Raw genomic sequence first — 19,458 nt, 5'->3', positions numbered from 1 at the left:
GGGGCGCTCTCGATCCGCGGCCGTTCAGACGGCGATCCAACATTACCAGTGCCAGGCCTCGCTGCCCGACGGCGGAGGCCGCCCCACCTGTGAGATCAGGCGCAGCGTCCGCTCCTGGCGAACCACCCTTCCCCTGTCGCTGTCCGCGCCTAGCGTAAACATGTGGCCGAGACGAATCCTGACGTCAACCGTTCCCACGAGCTCCGCGCACCCGCAGGGCTGTTCGGCGTCGACGCCGAGCACGCCGACCGGGCGGGCCCGGCGTACCCCGACTCCCTGATCCGGGCGATCGTCCAGCGCTCGCCGGGCGGCGACGTCCTGGACGCCGGGATCGGCACGGGGATCGCCGCAGGTCAGCTGCGGGACGCCGGGTGCGCGGTCACCGGCGTGGAGGCCGACGTCCGGGTGGCCGAGGTCGCACGCGGGGCCGGCTTCGCCGTCGACGCCGGCCGGTTCGAGGACTGGGACCCGGAGGGCCAACAGTTCGACGCCGTGGTCGCCGGTCAGTCGTGGCACCGGATCGACCCGGTCGCCGGCGCTTCCGCCGCCGTCCGGGCGCTACGGCCTGGCGGCCTGCTGGTGGTCTTCTGGAACGCTGCCAGCCCACCGGTCGAGCTGGCCGCGGCGTTCGGCGCCGTCTACGAGCGGGTGCTCCCGGAGCTGCCGTTCCGGCCCTGGGCACCTCAGCTGGCGGACGCCTACGACGAGATGTGCATCAAGGCGGCGGCCGGCATGCGCGAGTCCGGCGAGCTCGCCGAGCCCGAGCACTGGCTGTTCGACTCGGCCCGCACATACACCCGCCACGAGTGGCTGGACCACGTGCGGACGGCGGGCGGGCACGGCCGGTTCCCGGAGCCCGTGCTGGCCGAGCTGCTCGCCGGCCTCGGCGAGGTGGTCGACGAGGCCGGCGGCACGGTGGTGATGCCCTACCGGTCAGTGGCGGTGGCGACGCACCGCCACTGACCCTACGAGCCCGAGCGGTTCACCGCGCGCGTGTCCGGGCACCCGCATCACAGGTGATCCGGGTCAGGCAGAACGCTTGACGTGTGCCGCCCAGAGCACCGCCCCGAGGGAGAACACCACCTGCAGCCCGATCACCGCCGGCCCCGCCGCCCCGGAGACCACCGCCCAGGCGAGCGGTAGCGTGCCGAGGACCGCCAGGTCGACCCCCTTCAGCTGGTGCAGGACGAGCCCTGTCGGCAGCCCGCCCGCCGGCGTGGCGATCATCGGGACGTCCCACGGCACCGGCCCGCGGTAGGCGGCCCGGACGGCCGCGGCCCCGAGCACGACGACGGCGAGCCCTCCGGTGACGAGCCACTGCCCACCACCGACCGCGACGGCGATCGCCAGCAGCACCACCGCCGCGGTCAGGACCGGCCACACCGTCCGCACCGCACGGGTGGTCCGGGCCCCCAGCGGGACCAGGGAGTCCAGGCGCGGGTTCTCCCCCGCCGAGCGCGGGCCGACGGCGCCCGAGATGGCCCCGGCGTACCCCGCTCCGACGAGCACCGCCCAGAGCCCGATCCCCCCGGCCATAGCGGGCACCTGCACGATGAAGGCCCCTGTCGCGGCGAGGGCGACCAGCCCGGCGAGCGCGGAGGGCGAGCGCGCGAGGAGCGTGGCGTCGGCGGCGAGCAGGGCGCCCGCGGGACCGCGCGCCGTGCCGGGCAGCCACGGCAGCACGCGCGACGCCGTCGGACCCCCGCCGAGCGCCCGGCTCATGCCGCCGCTGTCGAGCGAGAGCAGGGCGACCGACGCCTGCATCGCCGCGGACGCACGCGCCCGCAGCTCGCCGGCCCGGAGCCGCTCCAGGCGGGTGGCCCAGAAGACGAGTGCGACGCCGCCCAGCCCCGCGAGCACGGCCAGCACGGGCCACGGCGCGGCCCAGGCAGCCCACTCGGGCGCCCAGAGGGCCAGGGCGAGCCCCGCCACCGGGACGGCGGCGAGCAGGGCGTTGAGCACCCGCCCGGGTAGCGGGCCCGACGCCGCCCCGGTCACCTGCAGCACGCCGGCGCCCGCGACGACGAGGAGGCCGAGCGCGGCGCCGAGCGCGGCGTCGGCGAGGATCCCGGGGACGCTGACGCCCACGAACGCAGCGGGGACGCCGCCCACGACCAGTCCCGCGCCGACGCCGATCAGCACCGACCGCACCACCGACGGCGAGGCCAGGCCGGTCCGGTCGGCCGGGGTGGGTACCCACCAGCGCACCCCGGCGGCCGGCAGACCCGCTGGGCCCAGCCGGAGTGCGACCACGGTTCCCGCGAGGGTCGCCAGCCCGAGGACCAGCGCCTGGACCAGTCCGGGGCCGAGCCCGAACCGGGTGGCGTCGGACTCCAGCAGCTCCCGCAGGGGCGCACCGAACCCCCACACGTACAGCGCGACGATCGCGAGCGAGATCACCACCTCACCGACGTCCATCGCCACCCGGCCTGCCTGGGCGGGCACGTTGTGGGCGCGCACCCGCGCGGTCAGCCGCCGCAGCTCGGCGCCGGTGAGGCGCTCCTCCTCGTCCCCGACGAGCCGCGGGAGCACGGGACCGACGGCGGTGTCGGCGGGCCCGCCGGTCACCGGAAGCCCGCCAGCACGCCCGGCGCCTCGTCCGCCGGCAGCAGCACGGCGCCGTCGTCGGACAGGTACAGCGCGCTCGCGCCCGTGCCCGCGAGGAGCCGGTCGTCGTGCGTGGCGAACAGGACGGCGGTGCCGGCGTCCGCCTCGGCCCGCAGCATGCCGGCGAGCCGGCCCCGCATGGCGGTGTCCAGGCGCTGCTCGGGCTCGTCGAGCACGAGCAGGTCGCGGGGCCGCACCAGGGCGCTCGCCAGGAGGAACCGGCGGCGCTGCCCGGACGACAGGGTGTGCGGCATGGCGCCGCCGTGCCCGGTGATGCCCACGTGGTCGAGCACCTGGTCGGTGACCGCTCCGGCGTCGGGCACGCCATGGCCGCGCGCGGTGAGCACGAGGTGCTCGCGGACGGTCACGCCGGGAAAGAACGCGTCGTCGTCCAGCACGCCCGCGACGCGGGCGCGGAAGTGCCGCTCCCGCTCGTCCACGGCATGCCCGAACGCCCTGACCGTCCCGGACAGCGGGTCCTGCAGGCCGAGCACCGTGCGCAGCAGGGTGGACTTGCCGGTGCCGTTGGTCCCGATCACGGCGACGACGTCACCAGCGGCCAGCGTGAGCGATACCGGCGGGCAGACGGCGTTGCCGCCGTACCCGACCGACAGGTCGGACAGTTCGAGGAGCGTCATGCCCACCTCAACGCACGAACCACGGCTGGTTCTCCCGGGCCGCTCAGGACCGCAGGATCTTCCGGGCGCGCGCCACGTCGTCGTTCATCTGGGCGATGAGCGGCTCCATGCCGTCGAACCGCAGCGTGGGCCGCAGGTGCGCCACGAACTCGAGCGCCACCGTCTGGTCGTACAGGTCGAGGTCGGTGCGGTCGAGCACGTACGCCTCGACGCGGCGCTCGACGCCGTCGAACGTGGGGTTGGTGCCGACGGAGATCGCCGCGGGCAGGATCTCCTCCTGCCCCATCCCCGTGCCGGACACGGCGGCCCGGTCGCCCTCGGGTCCGGCGAGGCTCGCGCAGGTGGCTGCCGTGCCGCGGCGCAACCACCCGGCGTAGACGCCGTCGGCGGGGACGAGCCCCGTGATGTCACCGAGGTTGGCGGTCGGGAAGCCCATCTCCCGGCCGCGGGCGTCGCCGTGCACCACCGTGCCGCGCACCAGGTGCGGCCGCCCCAGCACGTCGGCGGCCTGGTCGACGTCGCCCTCCGCGAGCAGCGCGCGCACCGCCGTCGACGACCAGCGCTGGTGCCCGTCGCCCTCGGGCTGCACGAAGTCGCCGACGTCGTCGATGGCGACCACCTCGAAGCCGTGCTGGCCGCCGAGCTCGACCATCGTGGCCAGCGTGCCGGCGTTCTGCTTGCCGAAGCGCACGTCGTGGCCCACCACCACCGTGCGGGCGCCGAGGCTGTCCACCAGGTACCGGGAGACGAACTCCTCGGGCGTCTGGGCGGCGAAGTCGAGCGTGTAGTTCACGACCAACGTCGCATCCAGGCCCGTGCGCTCCATGAGCGCCAGGCGGTCCTCCAGGCCGGTGATCAGCTCCGGGGCCGACTCGGGCCGGTGCACGGCCGACGGGTGCGGCTCGAACGTCACCGCGACGGCGCTGGACCCGTCGCTCCGGGCCAGACGGAGGATGCGGTCGAGCACCGCCTGATGGCCGCGGTGGACGCCGTCGAAGTTGCCGATCGTCACCACTGATGGCCCGAATCCCGGGGGAACCTGTTCCAGGTCCGTCCACAGCTGCACGCGGGTTGCTCCTCATGAATCGGGTGGCGCGGGTGCGGCTGTCGCACACGCGACTGCCCGCACCGATCGTCAAAAGCCTAGCCGCAGCCAGGAGCGCCGGTGCTCAGTGCGCCGCGAGCACCAGCACCGGCTTGGCGAGGTTGTCGCCCCGGCGCCGAGTGTCCTCCAGCAGGGCTACGAGCTCGCCCGACGGCGACAGCGCCGCCACGACCTCGGACCGCCCCGACGGCTCCACCCACTGGCCGTAGCCGAGCGCGCGCACCTCGACCTCGTCGAGCTCACGCACCGGGAAGGTGCTCCGGGCGGCCTCGGCCATCGGCAGGGTGGCGAGCGTCCCGTCGGCGTCGGCCTGTGCCTCCAGCTGCTCGAGCGTGCGGGCGCCGGCCAGGTCGTAACCGCCCACCCGGGTGCGGCGGAGCATCGTCAGGTGCCCGCCGGTTCCGAGGGCGGCACCCAGGTCGCGCGCCAGGGCGCGCACGTACGTCCCGGAGGAGACGGTGACGCGGACGTCGACGTCGACCGCCGGCACGTCCCGGGTCGGGTGGTCGCCCGGATCGGCGAGGGTCGGGGCGACTCCCGGCTCCGCGTCGGGGTTCCCGTCGGCGGGGTCCTCGACGGAGGTGCCGACCAGATCGACGTCGGGCACCGCGGCCGTGACCGCGCGCACGTCCAGGACGTCGAACCGGGACACCGTGACGGGCCGCGCCTGCAGCGCCACCTCCTCCCCCGCCCGGACCCGCGCATACGCGCGCTTGCCGTCCACCTTGATCGCGGACACCGAGGTCGGCACCTGCAGGATGTCCCCCGTGAGGTCGGTGACGGCGGCGTCCAGCGCGGCCCGGTCGACCTGCTCGACGGCACCGGGGCCGGCCACGGACAGGACGTCGCCCTCGGCGTCGTCGGTGGTGGTGGTGATGCCCAGCCGGATCGTGGCGTCGTAGTCCTTGTCGGCGCCCACCACGTACGTGAGCAGACGGGTCGCCTTGCCGATACCCAGCACAAGAACGCCGGTCGCCATGGGGTCGAGCGTCCCGGCGTGGCCGACCTTGCGTGTCCCGGCCAGGCGCCGCATACGCCCGACGACATCGTGGCTGGTCCAGCCCTGCGGCTTGTCGACGACGACGAACCCGTCGGCGGCGGTCGGGCGGCGCACCGGCGCCTGAGGGGTCGGGGAGGTCATGAGGTCCAGTCTCTCGCGGTTCAGCCGGCGCGCGCGGCGGCCAGGTCCGCGCGACCCCGGGCGAGCAGTGCGGGACCGGTCTCGACGAGGTACTTGTCGAGGTACTCCGACGCCGCCTGTCCTGACCGGAGCGTGAACGTCCCGGTCAGGCGGCAGGCGGCGTCGATGTCACGCGCGAGCGTGAGGTCGCAGGAGGTCACTCCGCCTCGGCGTCGTCCTCGCGCGGCTTCTTGTAGGGGTCCTCGTCGCCCGCGTACCGAGCACCGGCACGCAGCGCCTCGAGCTCGGCGTCGCGCTTGCGAGCCTCGATCAGGGCGGCGTCGAGGTTGGCGGCGGTGTCCGGGACGGAGTCCAGGTGGAACTCGAGGGTGGGCGTCAGCCGGATACCGGTCTGCTTGCCCACCTCCGAGCGGATCAGGCCGGTAGCGCTCTTCAGCGCCGCGGCCGTACCCTCCCGGTCCTCGTCAGAGCCGTAGACCGTGTAGAACACCGAGGCGTTCTGCAGGTCACCGGTCACCCGGACGTCCGTGACCGTCATGAAACCGAGCCGCGGATCCTTGATCCGGGTATCGATCATCTCCGCGACGATCACCTTGATGCGGTCGGCGAGCTTACGAGATCTCGGGGTGTCGACCATGAGCATTGATCCTTTCAGCGTGAGTGCGGGGTATCCGCCCGGTCCGGACGAGCCGGCCGGGCGGATACCCCGCACTCAATGAACCATCAGCGTCAGGCGCGCGGCTTCTCGCGCATCTCGAAGGTCTCGATGGTGTCGCCCTCGTTCACGTCGTTGAACGACCCGAGACCGATACCACACTCGAAGCCCTCGCGGACCTCGGTGACGTCGTCCTTCTCACGACGCAGCGACTCGATGGTGAGGTTGTCCCCCACGACCGTGCCGTTGCGCAGCACACGCGCCTTGGAGTTACGGCGAATGCTGCCCGAGCGGACCATCGAACCGGCGATGTTGCCGAACTTCGAGGAACGGAAGACCTGGCGGATCTCCGCGGTCCCGAGCTGGACCTCCTCGTACTCCGGCTTGAGCATGCCCTTGAGGGCTGCCTCGACGTCCTCGATCGCCTGGTAGATGACCGAGTAGAACTTGACGTCGACGCCTTCGCGCTCCGCCAGCTCCTCGACGCGCTCGCCGTACTTCACGTTGAAGCCGATGATCACGGCGCTGTCGACGGTCGCGAGGTTGACGTCGTTCTGCGTGATCGCACCCACACCACGGTGGATGACGCGCAGCTCGACCTCCTCGCCCACATCGATCTTGAGCAGCGCGTCCTCCAGTGCCTCGACGGCACCGGACACGTCGCCCTTGAGGATGAGGTTGAGGCTCTCGACCTTGCCCTTCTTGAGCTCGACGTCGAAGTCCTCGAGGCTGATCCGCTTGCGACGCTTGGCCAGCGTCGCTGCGCGCTCGGCCGCCTGGCGCTTCTCGGCGATCTGGCGAGCGGTCCGGTCGTCGGGCGCCACGAGGAACGTGTCGCCGGCGCCCGGGACGCTGGTCAGACCGAGCACCTGGACCGGGCGGGCCGGGGTGGCCGCCTCGACCGAGTTGCCGTGCTCGTCGAACATCGCACGGACGCGGCCGTAGGCCGTGCCCGCGACGATCGCGTCGCCGACCACCAGGGTGCCGGCCTGGACCAGCACCGTCGCCACGGGACCGCGACCCTTGTCGAGGTTCGCCTCGATGGCCACACCGCGTGCGTCCTTGGTCGGGTTCGCCCGCAGGTCGAGCGACGCGTCCGCGGTCAGCAGGACGGCGTCGATCAGGCCGTCGATACCGATGCCCGGCTTCGCCGCGACGTCGACGAACATCGTGTCGCCGCCGTACTCCTCGGCCACCAGGTTGTACTCGGTGAGCTGCTGACGCACCTTCGCCGGGTTGGCACCCTCGACGTCGATCTTGTTGACCGCGACCACGATCGGCACACCTGCTGCCTGCGCGTGGTTCACCGCCTCGATCGTCTGCGGCATCACGCCGTCGTCGGCCGCGACCACGAGGATCGCGATGTCCGTGACCTGCGCACCACGGGCACGCATGGCGGTGAACGCCTCGTGGCCCGGAGTGTCGATGAACGTGATGGCGCGCTCGGCGCCCTCGTGCTCGTGCGTGATCTGGTACGCACCGATGTGCTGCGTGATCCCGCCGTGCTCGCCCGCCACGACGTCCGACTTGCGGATCGCGTCGAGCAGCTTCGTCTTACCGTGGTCGACGTGACCCATGACGGTCACGACCGGCGGACGCGCCGCCAGGTCCTCGTCGGACTCGTCGGCCGCCTCGGCCGCCAGGTCGATGTCGAAGGCCCCGAGCAGCTCGCGGTCCTCCTCCTCGGCCGAGACCATCTCGATCTGGTAGCCGAGCTCGGTGGCCAGCGTGCCGAACGTGTCCTCGTCGAGCGACTGCGTGGCCGTGGCCATCTCGCCCAGGTGGAACAGCACGGTCACGAGCGCCGCGGGGTTGGCGTCGATCTTGTCCGCGAAGTCGTTCAGCGACGCACCGTGGCGCAGCCGGACGACGGTGGTGCCGTTGCCACGAGGGACCTGCACGCCACCGAGCGACGGGGCCTGCATGGCCTCGAACTCCTGGCGCTTCGCTCGCCTCGACTTGCGCCCGCGAACCGGCTTGCCGCCGGCGCGCCCGAAGGCGCCCTGTGTCGCACCGCGACCACCGGCACCGCGACGCGGGCCGCCGAAGCCGCCACCGCCGCCGGGACGACCCGGAGCACCGGCACCGGCAGGACCGCCACCGGCGCCAGGACGGCCACCGCCGCCACCGGGGCGGCCACGACCGCCACCCGGAGCCGGGCGGTCGCCCGGACGCGGCATGGAGGTCTTGCCCGGCATCATGCCGGGGTTCGGACGCGGGCCGCCGCCACCGGTGCCACCGGGACGGGGCGCCGAAGGACGGGGACCACCCGGACGGGGACCGCCGGAGCGGTCGCCGCTGGGGGCCTCGGTGCGCTCGGGGCGCTGCCCCGGACGCGGCATGCCCTGGCTGGGCGCGAACGGGTTGTTGCCCGGACGCGGGTTGCCGCCGGCTGCGGGACGGTCGTTACCGCCGCTGCCGCCGGGGCCCGCTGCACCCGGGCGACCACGGCCGCCACCGGGACGGGGCATGCCCTGGCTGGTCGCGAACGGGTTGTTGCCCGGACGCGGGTTGCCGCCACCGGGACGGCCACCACGGCCGCCGTCACGGCCGCCGTCACGCCCCGGACGGTTGCCGGAGGGCGCTGCGGCCGGCTTCGGCGCACCCGGCTTGGGTGCCGCGGCGGGCTTCGGCGCACCAGGCTTGGGGCCTGCTGCGGGCCGGGCGGACGCCGCGGGCGCTGCCTGGCTCTCGTCGGCCGCCGGGGCCGGGGCCGGGGCGGGTGCCTCCGGCGCGGGGCTCGGAGCCGGAGTCGGGTCGGGGGTCGGGGCGGGCGCCGGAGTCGGCGTGGCCTCGGCCTGGGGCTTGCTCGGTGCCGGCGCGGGAGCCGGGGCCGGAGTCGGGGTCGACTCGGCCGGCTTCTGTGCCGCGGGCTTCCCGGCAGGCTTGGGTGCGCTCTTCGCGGGCTTCGCCGCGTCCTGGTTCGCCGCGTCCTTGTCGGACGGGCCGGAGGCACCGCCGCCGGCGGGGAACTTGTCGCGCATGCGCCGCACGACGGGCGGCTCGAGCGTCGAGGACGCCGAGCGAACGTATTCGCCTGCCGACTTCAGCTCGCCAAGCAGGGTCTTGCTTTCCACTCCGAGCTCTTTGGCAAGCTCGTAGACGCGGACTTTAGCCACAACTCTCCTGTCTCGGTCCGTCCCAAGACAGGGAGGACCACCGTTAGTACTGAGTACTCATCGCTGGGGGCTCATCGGGTGCCCATCGGCGTCTGACCCGCTTCCTTGTCGACGAATCGCATAGTTCGGCCGGACACTCTGTTGCGTCCGGTCGGGACGGTCCTGCGGCCCACGCACTCACTGGCCGAGGTGTGCTCGTACCTCGTCGAGGTCGAGGGGCCCGTCGACGCGCAGTGCACGCGGCACGGCCCTGCGACGCTCAGCGAGCTCCAGGCACCGCGGCTCCGGGTGAACCCAGGCACCGCGACCCGGCAGGCAGGCACGGACGTCGACCACGATGCGCCGTGAACCTGCCACGGCACCACCATGCCCCGAGTCGTCCAGCACCAGACGCAGGAGTGCAGACCGCTGGTCACGCCCCCGGCATCCGACGCACGTGCGCACCGGACCCTTGACGGGCGGAACGGGGTATGTCGAAAGACGGGCGCGTGGCCCAGACTCGGACAGTCTACCGTGCCGACCCACCGGGCGTTACCGGCCGCCCTGCGCGTCGGCAGCTGCGCCACCTGCGTCGGCGTCGGCTGCCTCGTCCGAGCGGATGTCGATGCGCCAACCCGTCAGCTTCGCGGCGAGACGGGCATTCTGCCCCTCTTTGCCGATCGCGAGCGACAGCTGATAGTCGGGTACGACCGCACGCGCGGCGCGCGCATCGGCGTCGACGACTGTGACCGACGACACACGTGCGGGCGACAGGGCGCTCGCCACGAAGGCCGCGGGGTCGTCGCTGTGGTCGACGATGTCGATCTTCTCGCCGTGCAGCTCGGCCATCACCGCGCGGACCCGGGCACCCATCGGGCCGATGCAGGCGCCCTTGGCGTTGAGCCCGGCCACCCGGGTACGGACGGCCATCTTGGTGCGGTGGCCCGCCTCACGGGCGATGGCGGTGATCTCCACCGAGCCGTCCGCGATCTCCGGGACCTCGAGCTCGAAGAGCTTCCGCACGAGGTTCGGGTGCGTGCGGCTCAACGTGATCTGGGGGCCCTTCATCCCGCGGCTGACCTCGACCACGTAGGCGCGCAGGCGCTCACCGTGCACGTACTGCTCGGTCGGCACCTGCTCGTGCGGCGGCAGGATCGCCTCGGTGCCGCCGACGTCCACCAGCACCATGCGCGGGTCACGGCCCTGCTGGATGACGCCGGCCAGGACCTCGCCCTCCTTGCCGCGGAAGGTGCCCAGCACCTGGTCGTCCTCCGCGTCCCGCAGCCGCTGCACGATGACCTGGCGAGCCGTCGCGGTGGCGATGCGGCCGAAGTCCTGCGGGGTGTCGTCGAACTCGGGCCCGAACTCCACGGTGGGACGCGCCTCGAGGTCCTCGGGGTCGGCCGGCACGGGCAGCTCCTCGCGCGCCCAGACCGTGACGTGGCCCGACGAGCGGTCCACCTCGACGCGGGCGCGGTTGTAGGCGTCCGGGGTCCGGTGGTAGGCCGAGAGGAGCGCCTGCTCGATGGCCGCGACGAGGATGTCCAGGCTGAGGTCCCTCTCGCGCTCCAGCATCCGCAGGGTCGTCATGTCGATGTCCATGTCAGCCTTCCTCGTTGCGGCCGGGGTGACCCTCGGTCGCGTTGTCCGAACCTGCACCGTCCGAGTCGTCGTCGGTGTCTTCACCTGCACTCTCGCCCAGTTCCGATGCCTCGGCATCCTGGACGTCGTCGAGCTTCTTGAGCTCGACCTCCACCTTGCCGCGGCGCACGTCACCCAGCAGGATCCGGCGGTCGCCGTCGAGCACGAGGACGTCGCCGTCGTCGTTCGCGAGCGCGTCCGTCAGCCGGCCTCCGTCGCTGCTGCCGTCCATCATCTTCAGCGTGACCAGCCGGGTCCGGGCGCGCTTGAAGTGCCGCAGCTCGGTCAGCGGCCGGGACGTGCCCGGCGTCGAGATCTCGAGCGTGTAGGCGCCGGCGACGACGTCGTCCGTGTCGAGCGCCGCGGAGATCGCGCGGGACGCGTCTCCGAGCGAGTCGGAGTCCAGGCTGCCCACGGCGTCTTCCGGCAGGTCGATGGTGATCCGTACCACCGACTTGCTGCCCGCCGAGGAGACGCTGACCGCCTCGAGGCTCAGCCCCGCGGCCTCGACCACCGGAGCTACTACCGTGCGGACCGCATCCGCCTGCTGTGTCATCGACTGCCTTCCGTCGGCTCCCCCACGTGCGCGGGGGCACGGTTCGAGCCAGAACGGTTCGACCGATGTGCTGTTGTTGTCTGCGTCAAGCGTAACGAAGCGCCGGACCTCAGCACTTCGCGTAGAACGTGATGTCCGTGACCCGACCGCAATCGGTCAGGCACGAATCGGCTTCTGGAACATGGCATCATCGGCCACGATGAACCCCAACGGCCCAAGGGCCCGCACCCGAAGCCGGTCAGCCCTGACCGCGCTGGCCCTGACCTGCGCGATCATTCTCTCAGGTTGCGGCGTGCGGCTCGATTCGCCGCCACCCACCGAGCCCGTGCCCGACGCGGCGGAGGTGGTGCGCCGCACCGCCGTCGCCGACGCGCTGCTCGTCGCCGACCAGGCCGAGGCCGCCGCGGCGTCCGACCGGGTCCGGCCCGACGTCGCCGCCGAGCTGACGGTCATCGCCGAGGCCGCGGCACTGCAGGCAGAGCAGCTCGGGGGCGAGTACGACTCCGGCCTGGGTGACATCGTCGCCGAACGGTCCGGCGCCTCGCCGTCGGCGACCACCCCGGAGCACACGCCGCGCGCGGTCCTCACCTCCCTGCGTGACGCCGCCACCCGGACCCGTGCCGCCGCCGACCAGGCACAGGTCGGGCCCCTCGGCCGGCTGCTCGGATCGATCTCCGCCGCGCAGACCCGGTACGCACAGGACCTCGCACGGGTGACGGGAGCACGCGGGCCGGTGCTGCCCCCGACCGAGATCCCCGAGCCCACGGAGTTCAGCGCCGAGCCGAGCGAAGCCGAGCGGGCACCGGCGACGCCGGCCTCCGCCGAGGAGGGCCCCACCGCCGTCCCCACCGGGCTGTCGGCCGAGGAGCTCAGCGCTCTCGTCCTGGCCGAGGACACCGCCGCCTACGCGCTCGAGGTACGCGCGGCGCAGGCCGACGGCGAGGTCCGCACCCGGGCCTACGACCGAGCCCGCCTGCACCGTGCGCGGGCCCAGGCCTGGGCGGTCGTGGCCGACGTCGAGGAGACCGACCAGGACCCGCGCCGGGTCGCCTACGCGGTACCCGGACCGGATACGGCGACGCCGGACCTGGCCCGCGGGCTCGAGGACGGCCTCGCGCAGAACTACGCGACGCTCGTCGGTGTGGCAGAGCCGGGAACGCGCGCCGTCCTGGTCGCGCTCTTGACCGACTCGACCCTGGCCGGCGCCCAGTGGGGCGCCCCGGCGGTCCCGTTCCCAGGCCTCCCGGAACGCGCCTGACAGACGTTGGTTGTGGGCGTGAACTTTGCGCCGAGGACGGGCACGTCGTGACAACGATCGCACCCACAACCAAGGGGGTCAGGCGAGGAGAGTCGCCACCCTGTCCGCGACCGCTGCCGCGACGTCGGCCACGGGGAGCTGCTCCGCCTCGCCGGCACGCGGCCGGACCTCGACGACGCCGTCGGCCAGGCCCTTGCCGACCACGACCACGAGCGGGGCGCCCAGCAGCTCGGCGTCCTTGGACTTCACGCCCATCGAGACCTTGGTGGGCCGGTCGTCGAACAGCACCTCGACACCGCGGGCTGCGAGGTCGGTCGCGATGGACTCCGCGGCCTCGTACACCTCGGTGCCCTTGCCGGTCGCGATCAGGTACACGTGCACCGGGGCCACGTGAGCCGGCCAGGCCAGCCCGCGCTCGTCGTGGTTGGCCTCCGCGAGGGCCGCGAGCGCGCGTGTGACGCCGACGCCGTAGGAGCCCATGGTGACGACCGCCTGCTTGCCGTTCTCGTCGAGCACGACCAGACCCAGCGCCTCGGCGTACTTGCGGCCGAGCTGGAAGATGTGGCCCATCTCGATGCCGCGGGCGAGCTCCAGCGGGCCGGAGCCGTCGGGAGCCGGGTCGCCGGCGCGCACCTCGGCGGCCTCGACGGTGCCGTCGGCGGTGAAGTCACGGCCGGCGACGAGGTCGAACACGTGCTTGCCGGGCTCGTTGGCGCCGGTGATCCACCGGGTGCCGGGCACCACGCGGGGGTCGAGGAGGTAGCGGATCGCGGGGACCTTCTCGCCGTCGGGTCCCTCGATCTGCTCGCCCTGCGGGCCGAGCGCCTGCGGGCCGATGTAGCCCTTGACCAGCTGCGGGAACTTCTTGAAGTCCTCCTCGGTCGCGGCCTCCGGCTCGGCGGGGCTGAGCGCGGCCTCGATGCGCTTGAGGTCGACCTCGCGGTCGCCGGGCAGGCCGACCACGACCAGCTCGCGGGTGCCGTCGGGCTGGACGAGGGCGAGCACCACGTTCTTCAGGGTGTCGGCGGCGGTCCAGGGCCGGTCGGCGCGCGGGAACCTCTCGTTCGCGAGCGCGACCAGCGTGGCGATCGTGGGGGTGTCGGGGGTGTCCTCGACGTGCGCGGCGGGCGCGTCGTCGTAGGGGATCGCCTCGGGGACGGGCGTGACCACGGCCTCCACGTTGGCGGCGTAGCCGCCGGGCGAGCGCACGAAGGTGTCCTCGCCGATGAGGGACGGCGAGAGGAACTCCTCGGAGCGGGACCCACCCATGGCGCCCGACATCGCGGAGACGATCACGTACTCCAGCCCGAGGCGCTGGAAGATCTTCTCGTACGCCTCGCGGTGCTTCTGGTAGCTGACCTCGAGGCCCTCGTCCTTGACGTCGAACGAGTACGAGTCCTTCATGATGAACTCGCGCCCGCGGATCAGGCCCGCGCGGGGGCGTGCCTCGTCGCGGTACTTGGTCTGGATCTGGAAGAGCGTGACGGGCAGGTCCTTGTACGAGGAGTACAGGTCCTTGACCAGGAGCGCGAACATCTCCTCGTGCGTCGGCGCGAGGAGGTAGTCGCCCTCCTTGCGGTCCTTGAGGCGGAACAGGCTGGGGCCGTACTCCTCCCAGCGGCCGGTGGCCTCGTAGGGCTCCCGCGGCAGCAGCGCCGGGAAGTGCACCTCCTGGCCACCGATGGCGACCATCTCCTCGCGGACGATCGCCTCGATCTTGGCCAGCACACGCAGGCCGAGCGGCAGCCACGAGTAGATGCCCGGGGCGGCGCGGCGGATGTACCCGGCCCGCACGAGGAGCTTGTGGCTGGCGACCTCGGCCTCGGCCGGGTCCTCGCGCAGGGTACGGACGAAGAGGGACGACATGCGGAGCACGTCGCCCTGGATGAGGCGTGCGGAAGACATGGGGCACAGCCTATCCGCGCACGCCGCTGCGGCTCGCCGGAAATTCGGCGCCGGACCGGAGGCCCTGCGCCGGCGGCCTTGCCGAGGGTCGGGAAGTCTCGGAGGATTGGCGCATGCCGGAGCTGCCCGAGGTCGCCGCACTCGCCGACTTCCTGCGCACGCGGACGTCCGGACGCACGGTCGCCGGCGTGGAGGTCGGCTCGATCGCCGCGCTCAAGACCTTCGACCCGCCGACCGACGCACTGACCGGGGGCGCGGTGACGGACGTCGCACGGCACGGCAAGTGGCTGGACGTCGTGGTCTCCGCCCCGGCCGGCCCGGTGCCCGACGGCGCCCCGCTCCACCTGGTCTTCCACCTCTCGCGGGGTGGGTGGGTGCGCTGGTCGGACGCGTTGTCCACCACGCCGGTGCGACCGTCACTCGGCGGTTCGGGCCGGGGCGCGGTCCTCGCGCTGCGCGTGCGGCTCGACGACGGTTCCGGGTTCGACCTGACCGAGGCGGGGACCCGCAAGCGGCTGGCCGTGCACGTGGTCCGCGACCCCACGGAGATCGGCATGATCGCGTCGCTGGGTGTCGAACCCCTCTCCCCGGAGTTCACCACCGACGTCCTGGCCGACCTGCTCTCGGCGAAGAACCAGCAGGTCAAGGGCCTGCTCCGCGACCAGCACGCCATCGCGGGCATCGGCAACGCCTACAGCGACGAGATCCTGCACGCGGGTCGGTTCAGCCCCTACAAGCTGACCCGGTCGTTCACCCCGAAGGAGACCGCCCGGCTGCACGCCGCGATCGGTGACGTGCTCACGGAGGCGATCACGGCGGCGTCGGGCAAGCCGGCCAAGGAGCTCAAGGACGCCAAGCGCGCCGGGATGCGCGTGCACGGACGCACCGGCCTGCCGTGCCCGGGGTGGGACGGGACGCCGTGCGGCGACGTCGTGCACGAGGTGTCGTTCGCCGACCGCAGCATGCAGTACTGCCCCACGTGCCAGACGGGCGGCAAGCCGCTCGCGGACCGCCGGATGTCCAAGCTGCTGCGCTGAGTCGCGCCCTCCACCGCTCCCCTGCTCCCTCATCCTCTTCGAGGTCTAAGTATCTCCGCCGTGAATCGATTCAGAGCGGAGAAACTTAGACCTCGAAGACAACAGGCGAGCCGGACGGCGCCGGCAGGGGCAGGCCGGGCCGGCGGCGGACAGTCAGACAGCCAGCAGGTCAGAAGAGCACCGTCGCGAACGTGCCGACCTGCTCGAAGCCCACCCGGCGGTAGGCGGCCACCGCGCGCTCGTTGTAGGCGTTCACGTACAGCGACACCACCGGGGCGACGGACGCGCGCGTCGCGGCGACCACCGCCGCCATGCCCGACTCGGACCAGCCACGACCGCGGAACGCCGGCTCCACCCAGACGCCCTGGACCTGGGCGACGCCGCCGGCCACCGCGCCGAGCTCGGCCTTGAACGCCACGGCGGGCTGCCCACCGCCGTCGGGCACCACGCGGACGAACGAGCGCCCCTCGGTGATGAGGGCCCGCACCCGCTCGGCGTACGCGGACCCGCCCGTCGCGACCGGCGAGTAGCCGACCTCCTCGGTGAACATCCGCACGCACGCGGGCAGCACGAGGCCGAGCTCGGCGGGCACTGAGCGGCGGACGGTGGGCTCGGGAGCCAGCGTGGGCGCCGTCCCGATGGCCATGGAGGGCTGGTCAGCGCGCACGTCGCGGGCCGGGGGCCAGTGCGGCGACAGGTGCTCCCAGAGCGCCAGCGCCGCCCACTGCTCCCCCACGATCGACGACGACCGCCGTCCGTGCACACGCGCCACCTCGGCGAAGGCAGCGATTGCCTGGGCGCGCCGGTCCGGGTCGGCGAGCGGGATCACCGGGACCAGGTTCGCGCCGGCCCAGCACACCGCCTCGAGCGGTCCGACGTCGGGAAAGCCCCAGGCCTGGCCCGCGGCGGCGCCGAAGCCGGCGCGCGCCGCGATCTCCAGCCGTGCCGTGGCGAGCACCGACGAGACCGGGTCGACGGCGCAGACCGCGAGGGCCTGCGCGAGGTCCGCACGGGTCAGCGCGCGTGCGGCGTCCGGCCGGTCACGACGCGGCAGAATGTCCCGTTCGCCCGGTTGAGCATGCCCGTCGGGGCGCGCCCCGGCGGAAACCGGGGTACGCCAGCGAGCCATGCTCTGCTCCGTTCGAACTCAGGTTCTCAGCCGACCGAGACGACCGGCGGACCGGCCTGCACATCATTCTCCGGCGAAGGCATCTCATCCGCGATCCGCATCGCCTCTTCGATGAGCGTCTCGACGATCATCGCCTCCGGGACGGTCTTGATGACCTCGCCCCGGACGAAGATCTGGCCCTTGCCGTTGCCGGAGGCCACACCCAGGTCGGCCTCGCGGGCCTCACCCGGGCCGTTCACCACGCAGCCCATGACGGCGACGCGCAGCGGCACGGTCATGCCCTCGAGGCCGGCGGTGACCTTCTCGGCGAGCGTGTACACGTCCACCTGGGCGCGGCCGCACGACGGGCAGGACACGATCTCGAGCTTGCGAGGCCGCAGGTTGAGCGACTGCAGGATCTGGTTGCCGACCTTGACCTCCTCGACCGGCGGGGCCGAGAGGGAGACGCGGATCGTGTCGCCGATGCCCTTGCTGAGCAGCGCGCCGAACGCCGTGGCCGACTTGATGGTGCCCTGGAACGCCGGGCCCGCCTCGGTGACGCCGAGGTGCAGGGGCCAGTCGCCACGCTCGGAGAGCAGCTCGTAGGCGCGGACCATGATCACCGGGTCGTTGTGCTTGACCGAGATCTTGAAGTCGTGGAAGTCGTGCTCCTCGAAGAGACTCGCCTCCCACACCGCTGACTCCACGAGCGCCTCGGGCGTCGCCTTGCCATACTTCTCGAGGATGCGCTTGTCGAGCGACCCGGCGTTGACGCCGATGCGCAGCGAGACGCCGGCGTCCTTGGCCGCCTGGGCGATCGCGCCCACCTGGTCGTCGAACTTGCGGATGTTGCCCGGGTTCACGCGGACGGCGGCACAGCCGGCGTCGATCGCCTGGAAGACGTACTTCGGCTGGAAGTGAATGTCCGCGATCACGGGGATCTGCGACTTCTTCGCGATGATCGGCAGCACCTCGGCGTCGTCGGAGGTCGGGACGGCGACACGCACGATGTCGCAGCCTGCCGTCGTCAGCTCCGCGATCTGCTGGAGGGTCGCGTTGATGTCGGTGGTGGGCGTGGTGGTCATGGACTGCACGCTCACGGGTGCGTCACCGCCCACCTCCACCTTGCCGACCTTGATCTTTCGAGTCTTGCGGCGGGGGGCGAGTACCGGCGGGGGTGCTGCCGGCATGCCGAGGCTGATTGCGCTCACGAGATCAGTATCCCTGCTTCAGAAGGTCCAAGTCGTACATCGTGTCTGGCATCACGTGATCCGCACCGGATCCACCAGGTCCGCCACGATGAGGACGCCGCCCACTCCGAGGAGGATGAGGAAGACCACGTAGGCCACCGGCGTCATGCGCGCGACGTCGGCCGGGCCGGGCAGGACCGCAGCCCCGCGCACCCGCGCCAGCGTGCGCTTGCCGCCCTCGTAGAGGGCGTTGACCAGGTGCCCGCCGTCGAGCGGCAGGAACGGGATCATGTTGAAGACGAACAGTGCGATGTTGAGGCTCGCGAGCAGGCTCAGGTAGATCATCACGCGATCGAGGATCGCCTCGTCCAGCGCCATGATCTCGCCGCTGATCCGCGCGACGCCGACCACCGACTGCACGGAGTCCTGCGCGCGCTCCTCGGAGGTGAAGGCCTGGGTCGCGGCGTCGGCCACGCGGACGGGCAGCGTGGCGACCATGGTCGCCGTCTGCCAGGTCTGCTCGCCGATCGCGGGCAGCACGCTGGAGAACGGCTGGGACTCGCGCACCTGGAGCGGCGAGAAGCCCACGAACCCGCCCGGTTGGACGACGGGCTCGCCGCCGTCCCCGAGCACCGCGGCGCCCTGCTCGTCCACGACGGGCCGGTCGGCCCGTGCCGGGGTCACCGCGAGGGTGACGCGCTCGCCGTCGCGCAGCACCGCGACCTCGGACGCGCGCCCGGCGGACTCGTTGATGAGGCCGACCAGCTGCTGCCAGCTGTGCACCTCGGTGCCACCGAACGCGACGATCTCGTCACCAGGCTCCAGGCCGGCCGCGGCGGCCGGCGCCGCGGGCTGCCCCTCGCAGTCCTCGCCCGACGCCGCGGAGGTGACGGACGCGGGCACGCACTCCGAGAGCTGGGCGACCGTCGTCGAGACGGCCATCGTGCCGTAGCCCACCAGGACCACACCGATCAGGACGGTCGCGATCACGAGGTTCATGAACGGCCCGCCGAACATCACGATCAGCTTCTTGGGGGTGGAGAGGTTGTAGAAGGCGCGGTGCTCCTCGCCGGGCCGCACCTCGGCGACCGATGCGTCGCGGGCGTCGGCGACCAGCTCGTTCCAGAACCCGGTGCCGCGCCGCGTGCCGGCCGGAGCCGGCGGCATCATGCCGATGAGCCGCACGTAGCCGCCGAGCGGGATCGCCTTGATGCCGTACTCCGTCTCCCCCTTGGTCCGCGACCAGAGGGTGGGTCCGAACCCCACGAAGTACTGGCTCACCCGCACGCCGAACTTCTTGGCCGGGATCATGTGCCCCAGCTCGTGCAGCCCGACGGAGACGATGACGCCCAGGAGGAGGACGAGCACACCAACGATGTGCGGAACGATGCTCACGGACCGAGACTACGGCACCTCTTGACACCGTCGAAAGGCAGCGCACGTCTCCCCCGGGACGGCCACCTGACATTCACTTCCTTTCGAATTCATGGTGATTCGTTGAAACATCGGTTACCGATCA

General features: G+C 72.6%; 17 protein-coding genes. 3 read left to right on the top strand and 14 right to left on the bottom strand.

What is annotated here, in order from left to right:
• Positions 1-162: 162 nt before the first annotated feature.
• Positions 163-963, top strand: coding sequence for a class I SAM-dependent methyltransferase (locus LUM46_RS11870; protein WP_274994135.1), 801 nt, complete (start codon positions 163-165; stop codon positions 961-963).
• Between the two features lie 63 nt (positions 964-1,026).
• Here LUM46_RS11870 and LUM46_RS11865 read toward each other — a convergent pair whose 3' ends face one another.
• The 10 genes from LUM46_RS11865 to LUM46_RS11820 all read right to left on the bottom strand — a co-directional run bounded on the left by LUM46_RS11865 (position 1,027) and on the right by LUM46_RS11820 (position 11,441).
• Positions 1,027-2,568: a DUF6297 family protein gene (locus LUM46_RS11865; protein WP_274994134.1), complete on the bottom strand. Its 1,542-nt coding sequence runs from the start codon at positions 2,566-2,568 to the stop codon at positions 1,027-1,029.
• Positions 2,565-3,245 carry an ABC transporter ATP-binding protein gene (locus tag LUM46_RS11860; RefSeq protein WP_274994132.1) on the bottom strand — a complete coding sequence of 227 codons (681 nt, stop codon included), beginning with the start codon at positions 3,243-3,245 and terminating at the stop codon, positions 2,565-2,567. Before LUM46_RS11860 ends, LUM46_RS11865 begins: the two co-directional genes overlap by 4 nt.
• Positions 3,246-3,288: 43 nt before the next feature.
• Entirely contained in the window at positions 3,289-4,311 is a 1,023-nt protein-coding gene (locus LUM46_RS11855; RefSeq protein WP_274994131.1) for a bifunctional riboflavin kinase/FAD synthetase, read from the bottom strand.
• A gap of 103 nt (positions 4,312-4,414) precedes the next feature.
• On the bottom strand, positions 4,415-5,491 hold the full coding sequence (gene truB, locus LUM46_RS11850) for a tRNA pseudouridine(55) synthase TruB (protein WP_274994130.1): 1,077 nt from the start codon (positions 5,489-5,491) through the stop codon (positions 4,415-4,417).
• A 20-nt stretch (positions 5,492-5,511) separates the two neighbouring features.
• Positions 5,512-5,691, bottom strand: coding sequence for a hypothetical protein (locus tag LUM46_RS11845; RefSeq protein WP_274994129.1), 180 nt, complete (start codon positions 5,689-5,691; stop codon positions 5,512-5,514).
• Positions 5,688-6,128, bottom strand: a complete 441-nt coding sequence (rbfA, locus tag LUM46_RS11840) for a 30S ribosome-binding factor RbfA (RefSeq protein ID WP_274994127.1) — start codon at positions 6,126-6,128, stop codon at positions 5,688-5,690. Before rbfA ends, LUM46_RS11845 begins: the two co-directional genes overlap by 4 nt.
• A 92-nt stretch (positions 6,129-6,220) precedes the next feature.
• Positions 6,221-9,265, bottom strand: coding sequence for a translation initiation factor IF-2 (gene infB / locus LUM46_RS11835; RefSeq protein ID WP_274994126.1), 3,045 nt, complete (start codon positions 9,263-9,265; stop codon positions 6,221-6,223).
• Between the two features lie 177 nt (positions 9,266-9,442).
• Positions 9,443-9,652: a YlxR family protein gene (locus LUM46_RS26635; protein WP_338109891.1), complete on the bottom strand. Its 210-nt coding sequence runs from the start codon at positions 9,650-9,652 to the stop codon at positions 9,443-9,445.
• A gap of 144 nt (positions 9,653-9,796) precedes the next feature.
• On the bottom strand, positions 9,797-10,846 hold the full coding sequence (nusA, locus tag LUM46_RS11825; protein WP_274994125.1) for a transcription termination factor NusA: 1,050 nt from the start codon (positions 10,844-10,846) through the stop codon (positions 9,797-9,799).
• Position 10,847: 1 nt separating this feature from the next.
• Positions 10,848-11,441: a ribosome maturation factor RimP gene (locus LUM46_RS11820; RefSeq protein ID WP_274994124.1), complete on the bottom strand. Its 594-nt coding sequence runs from the start codon at positions 11,439-11,441 to the stop codon at positions 10,848-10,850.
• 292 nt (positions 11,442-11,733) lie between these two features.
• Here LUM46_RS11820 and LUM46_RS11815 point away from each other — a divergent pair, with 292 nt between their 5' ends.
• Entirely contained in the window at positions 11,734-12,699 is a 966-nt protein-coding gene (locus LUM46_RS11815; protein WP_274994123.1) for a DUF4439 domain-containing protein, read from the top strand.
• Between the two features lie 78 nt (positions 12,700-12,777).
• Here the strand turns inward: LUM46_RS11815 and LUM46_RS11810 are convergent, their stop codons facing one another.
• Complete coding sequence (locus LUM46_RS11810) at positions 12,778-14,604, bottom strand: proline--tRNA ligase (RefSeq protein WP_274994122.1); 1,827 nt, start codon at positions 14,602-14,604, stop codon at positions 12,778-12,780.
• A gap of 113 nt (positions 14,605-14,717) precedes the next feature.
• Here LUM46_RS11810 and LUM46_RS11805 point away from each other — a divergent pair, with 113 nt between their 5' ends.
• The gene (locus tag LUM46_RS11805) at positions 14,718-15,641 is read left to right on the top strand and encodes a DNA-formamidopyrimidine glycosylase family protein (protein ID WP_274994121.1); all 924 of its coding nucleotides are present in this window, start codon (positions 14,718-14,720) and stop codon (positions 15,639-15,641) included.
• A gap of 169 nt (positions 15,642-15,810) precedes the next feature.
• Here LUM46_RS11805 and LUM46_RS11800 read toward each other — a convergent pair whose 3' ends face one another.
• The 3 genes from LUM46_RS11800 to LUM46_RS11790 form a co-directional block, all read right to left on the bottom strand.
• On the bottom strand, positions 15,811-16,770 hold the full coding sequence (locus LUM46_RS11800) for a GNAT family N-acetyltransferase (protein WP_274994119.1): 960 nt from the start codon (positions 16,768-16,770) through the stop codon (positions 15,811-15,813).
• 26 nt (positions 16,771-16,796) lie between these two features.
• Positions 16,797-17,939, bottom strand: a complete 1,143-nt coding sequence (gene ispG / locus LUM46_RS11795) for a flavodoxin-dependent (E)-4-hydroxy-3-methylbut-2-enyl-diphosphate synthase (protein WP_274994385.1) — start codon at positions 17,937-17,939, stop codon at positions 16,797-16,799.
• A gap of 72 nt (positions 17,940-18,011) precedes the next feature.
• Entirely contained in the window at positions 18,012-19,334 is a 1,323-nt protein-coding gene (locus LUM46_RS11790; RefSeq protein ID WP_274994118.1) for a M50 family metallopeptidase, read from the bottom strand.
• Positions 19,335-19,458 lie beyond the last annotated feature (124 nt).

The sequence above is a fragment of the Promicromonospora iranensis genome (genome assembly GCF_028994805.1).
GTDB lineage: Bacteria > Actinomycetota > Actinomycetes > Actinomycetales > Cellulomonadaceae > Promicromonospora > Promicromonospora iranensis.
The sequence above is the reverse complement of the archived record's forward strand: the minus strand, read 5'-3'. Positions and strand labels throughout refer to the sequence as shown.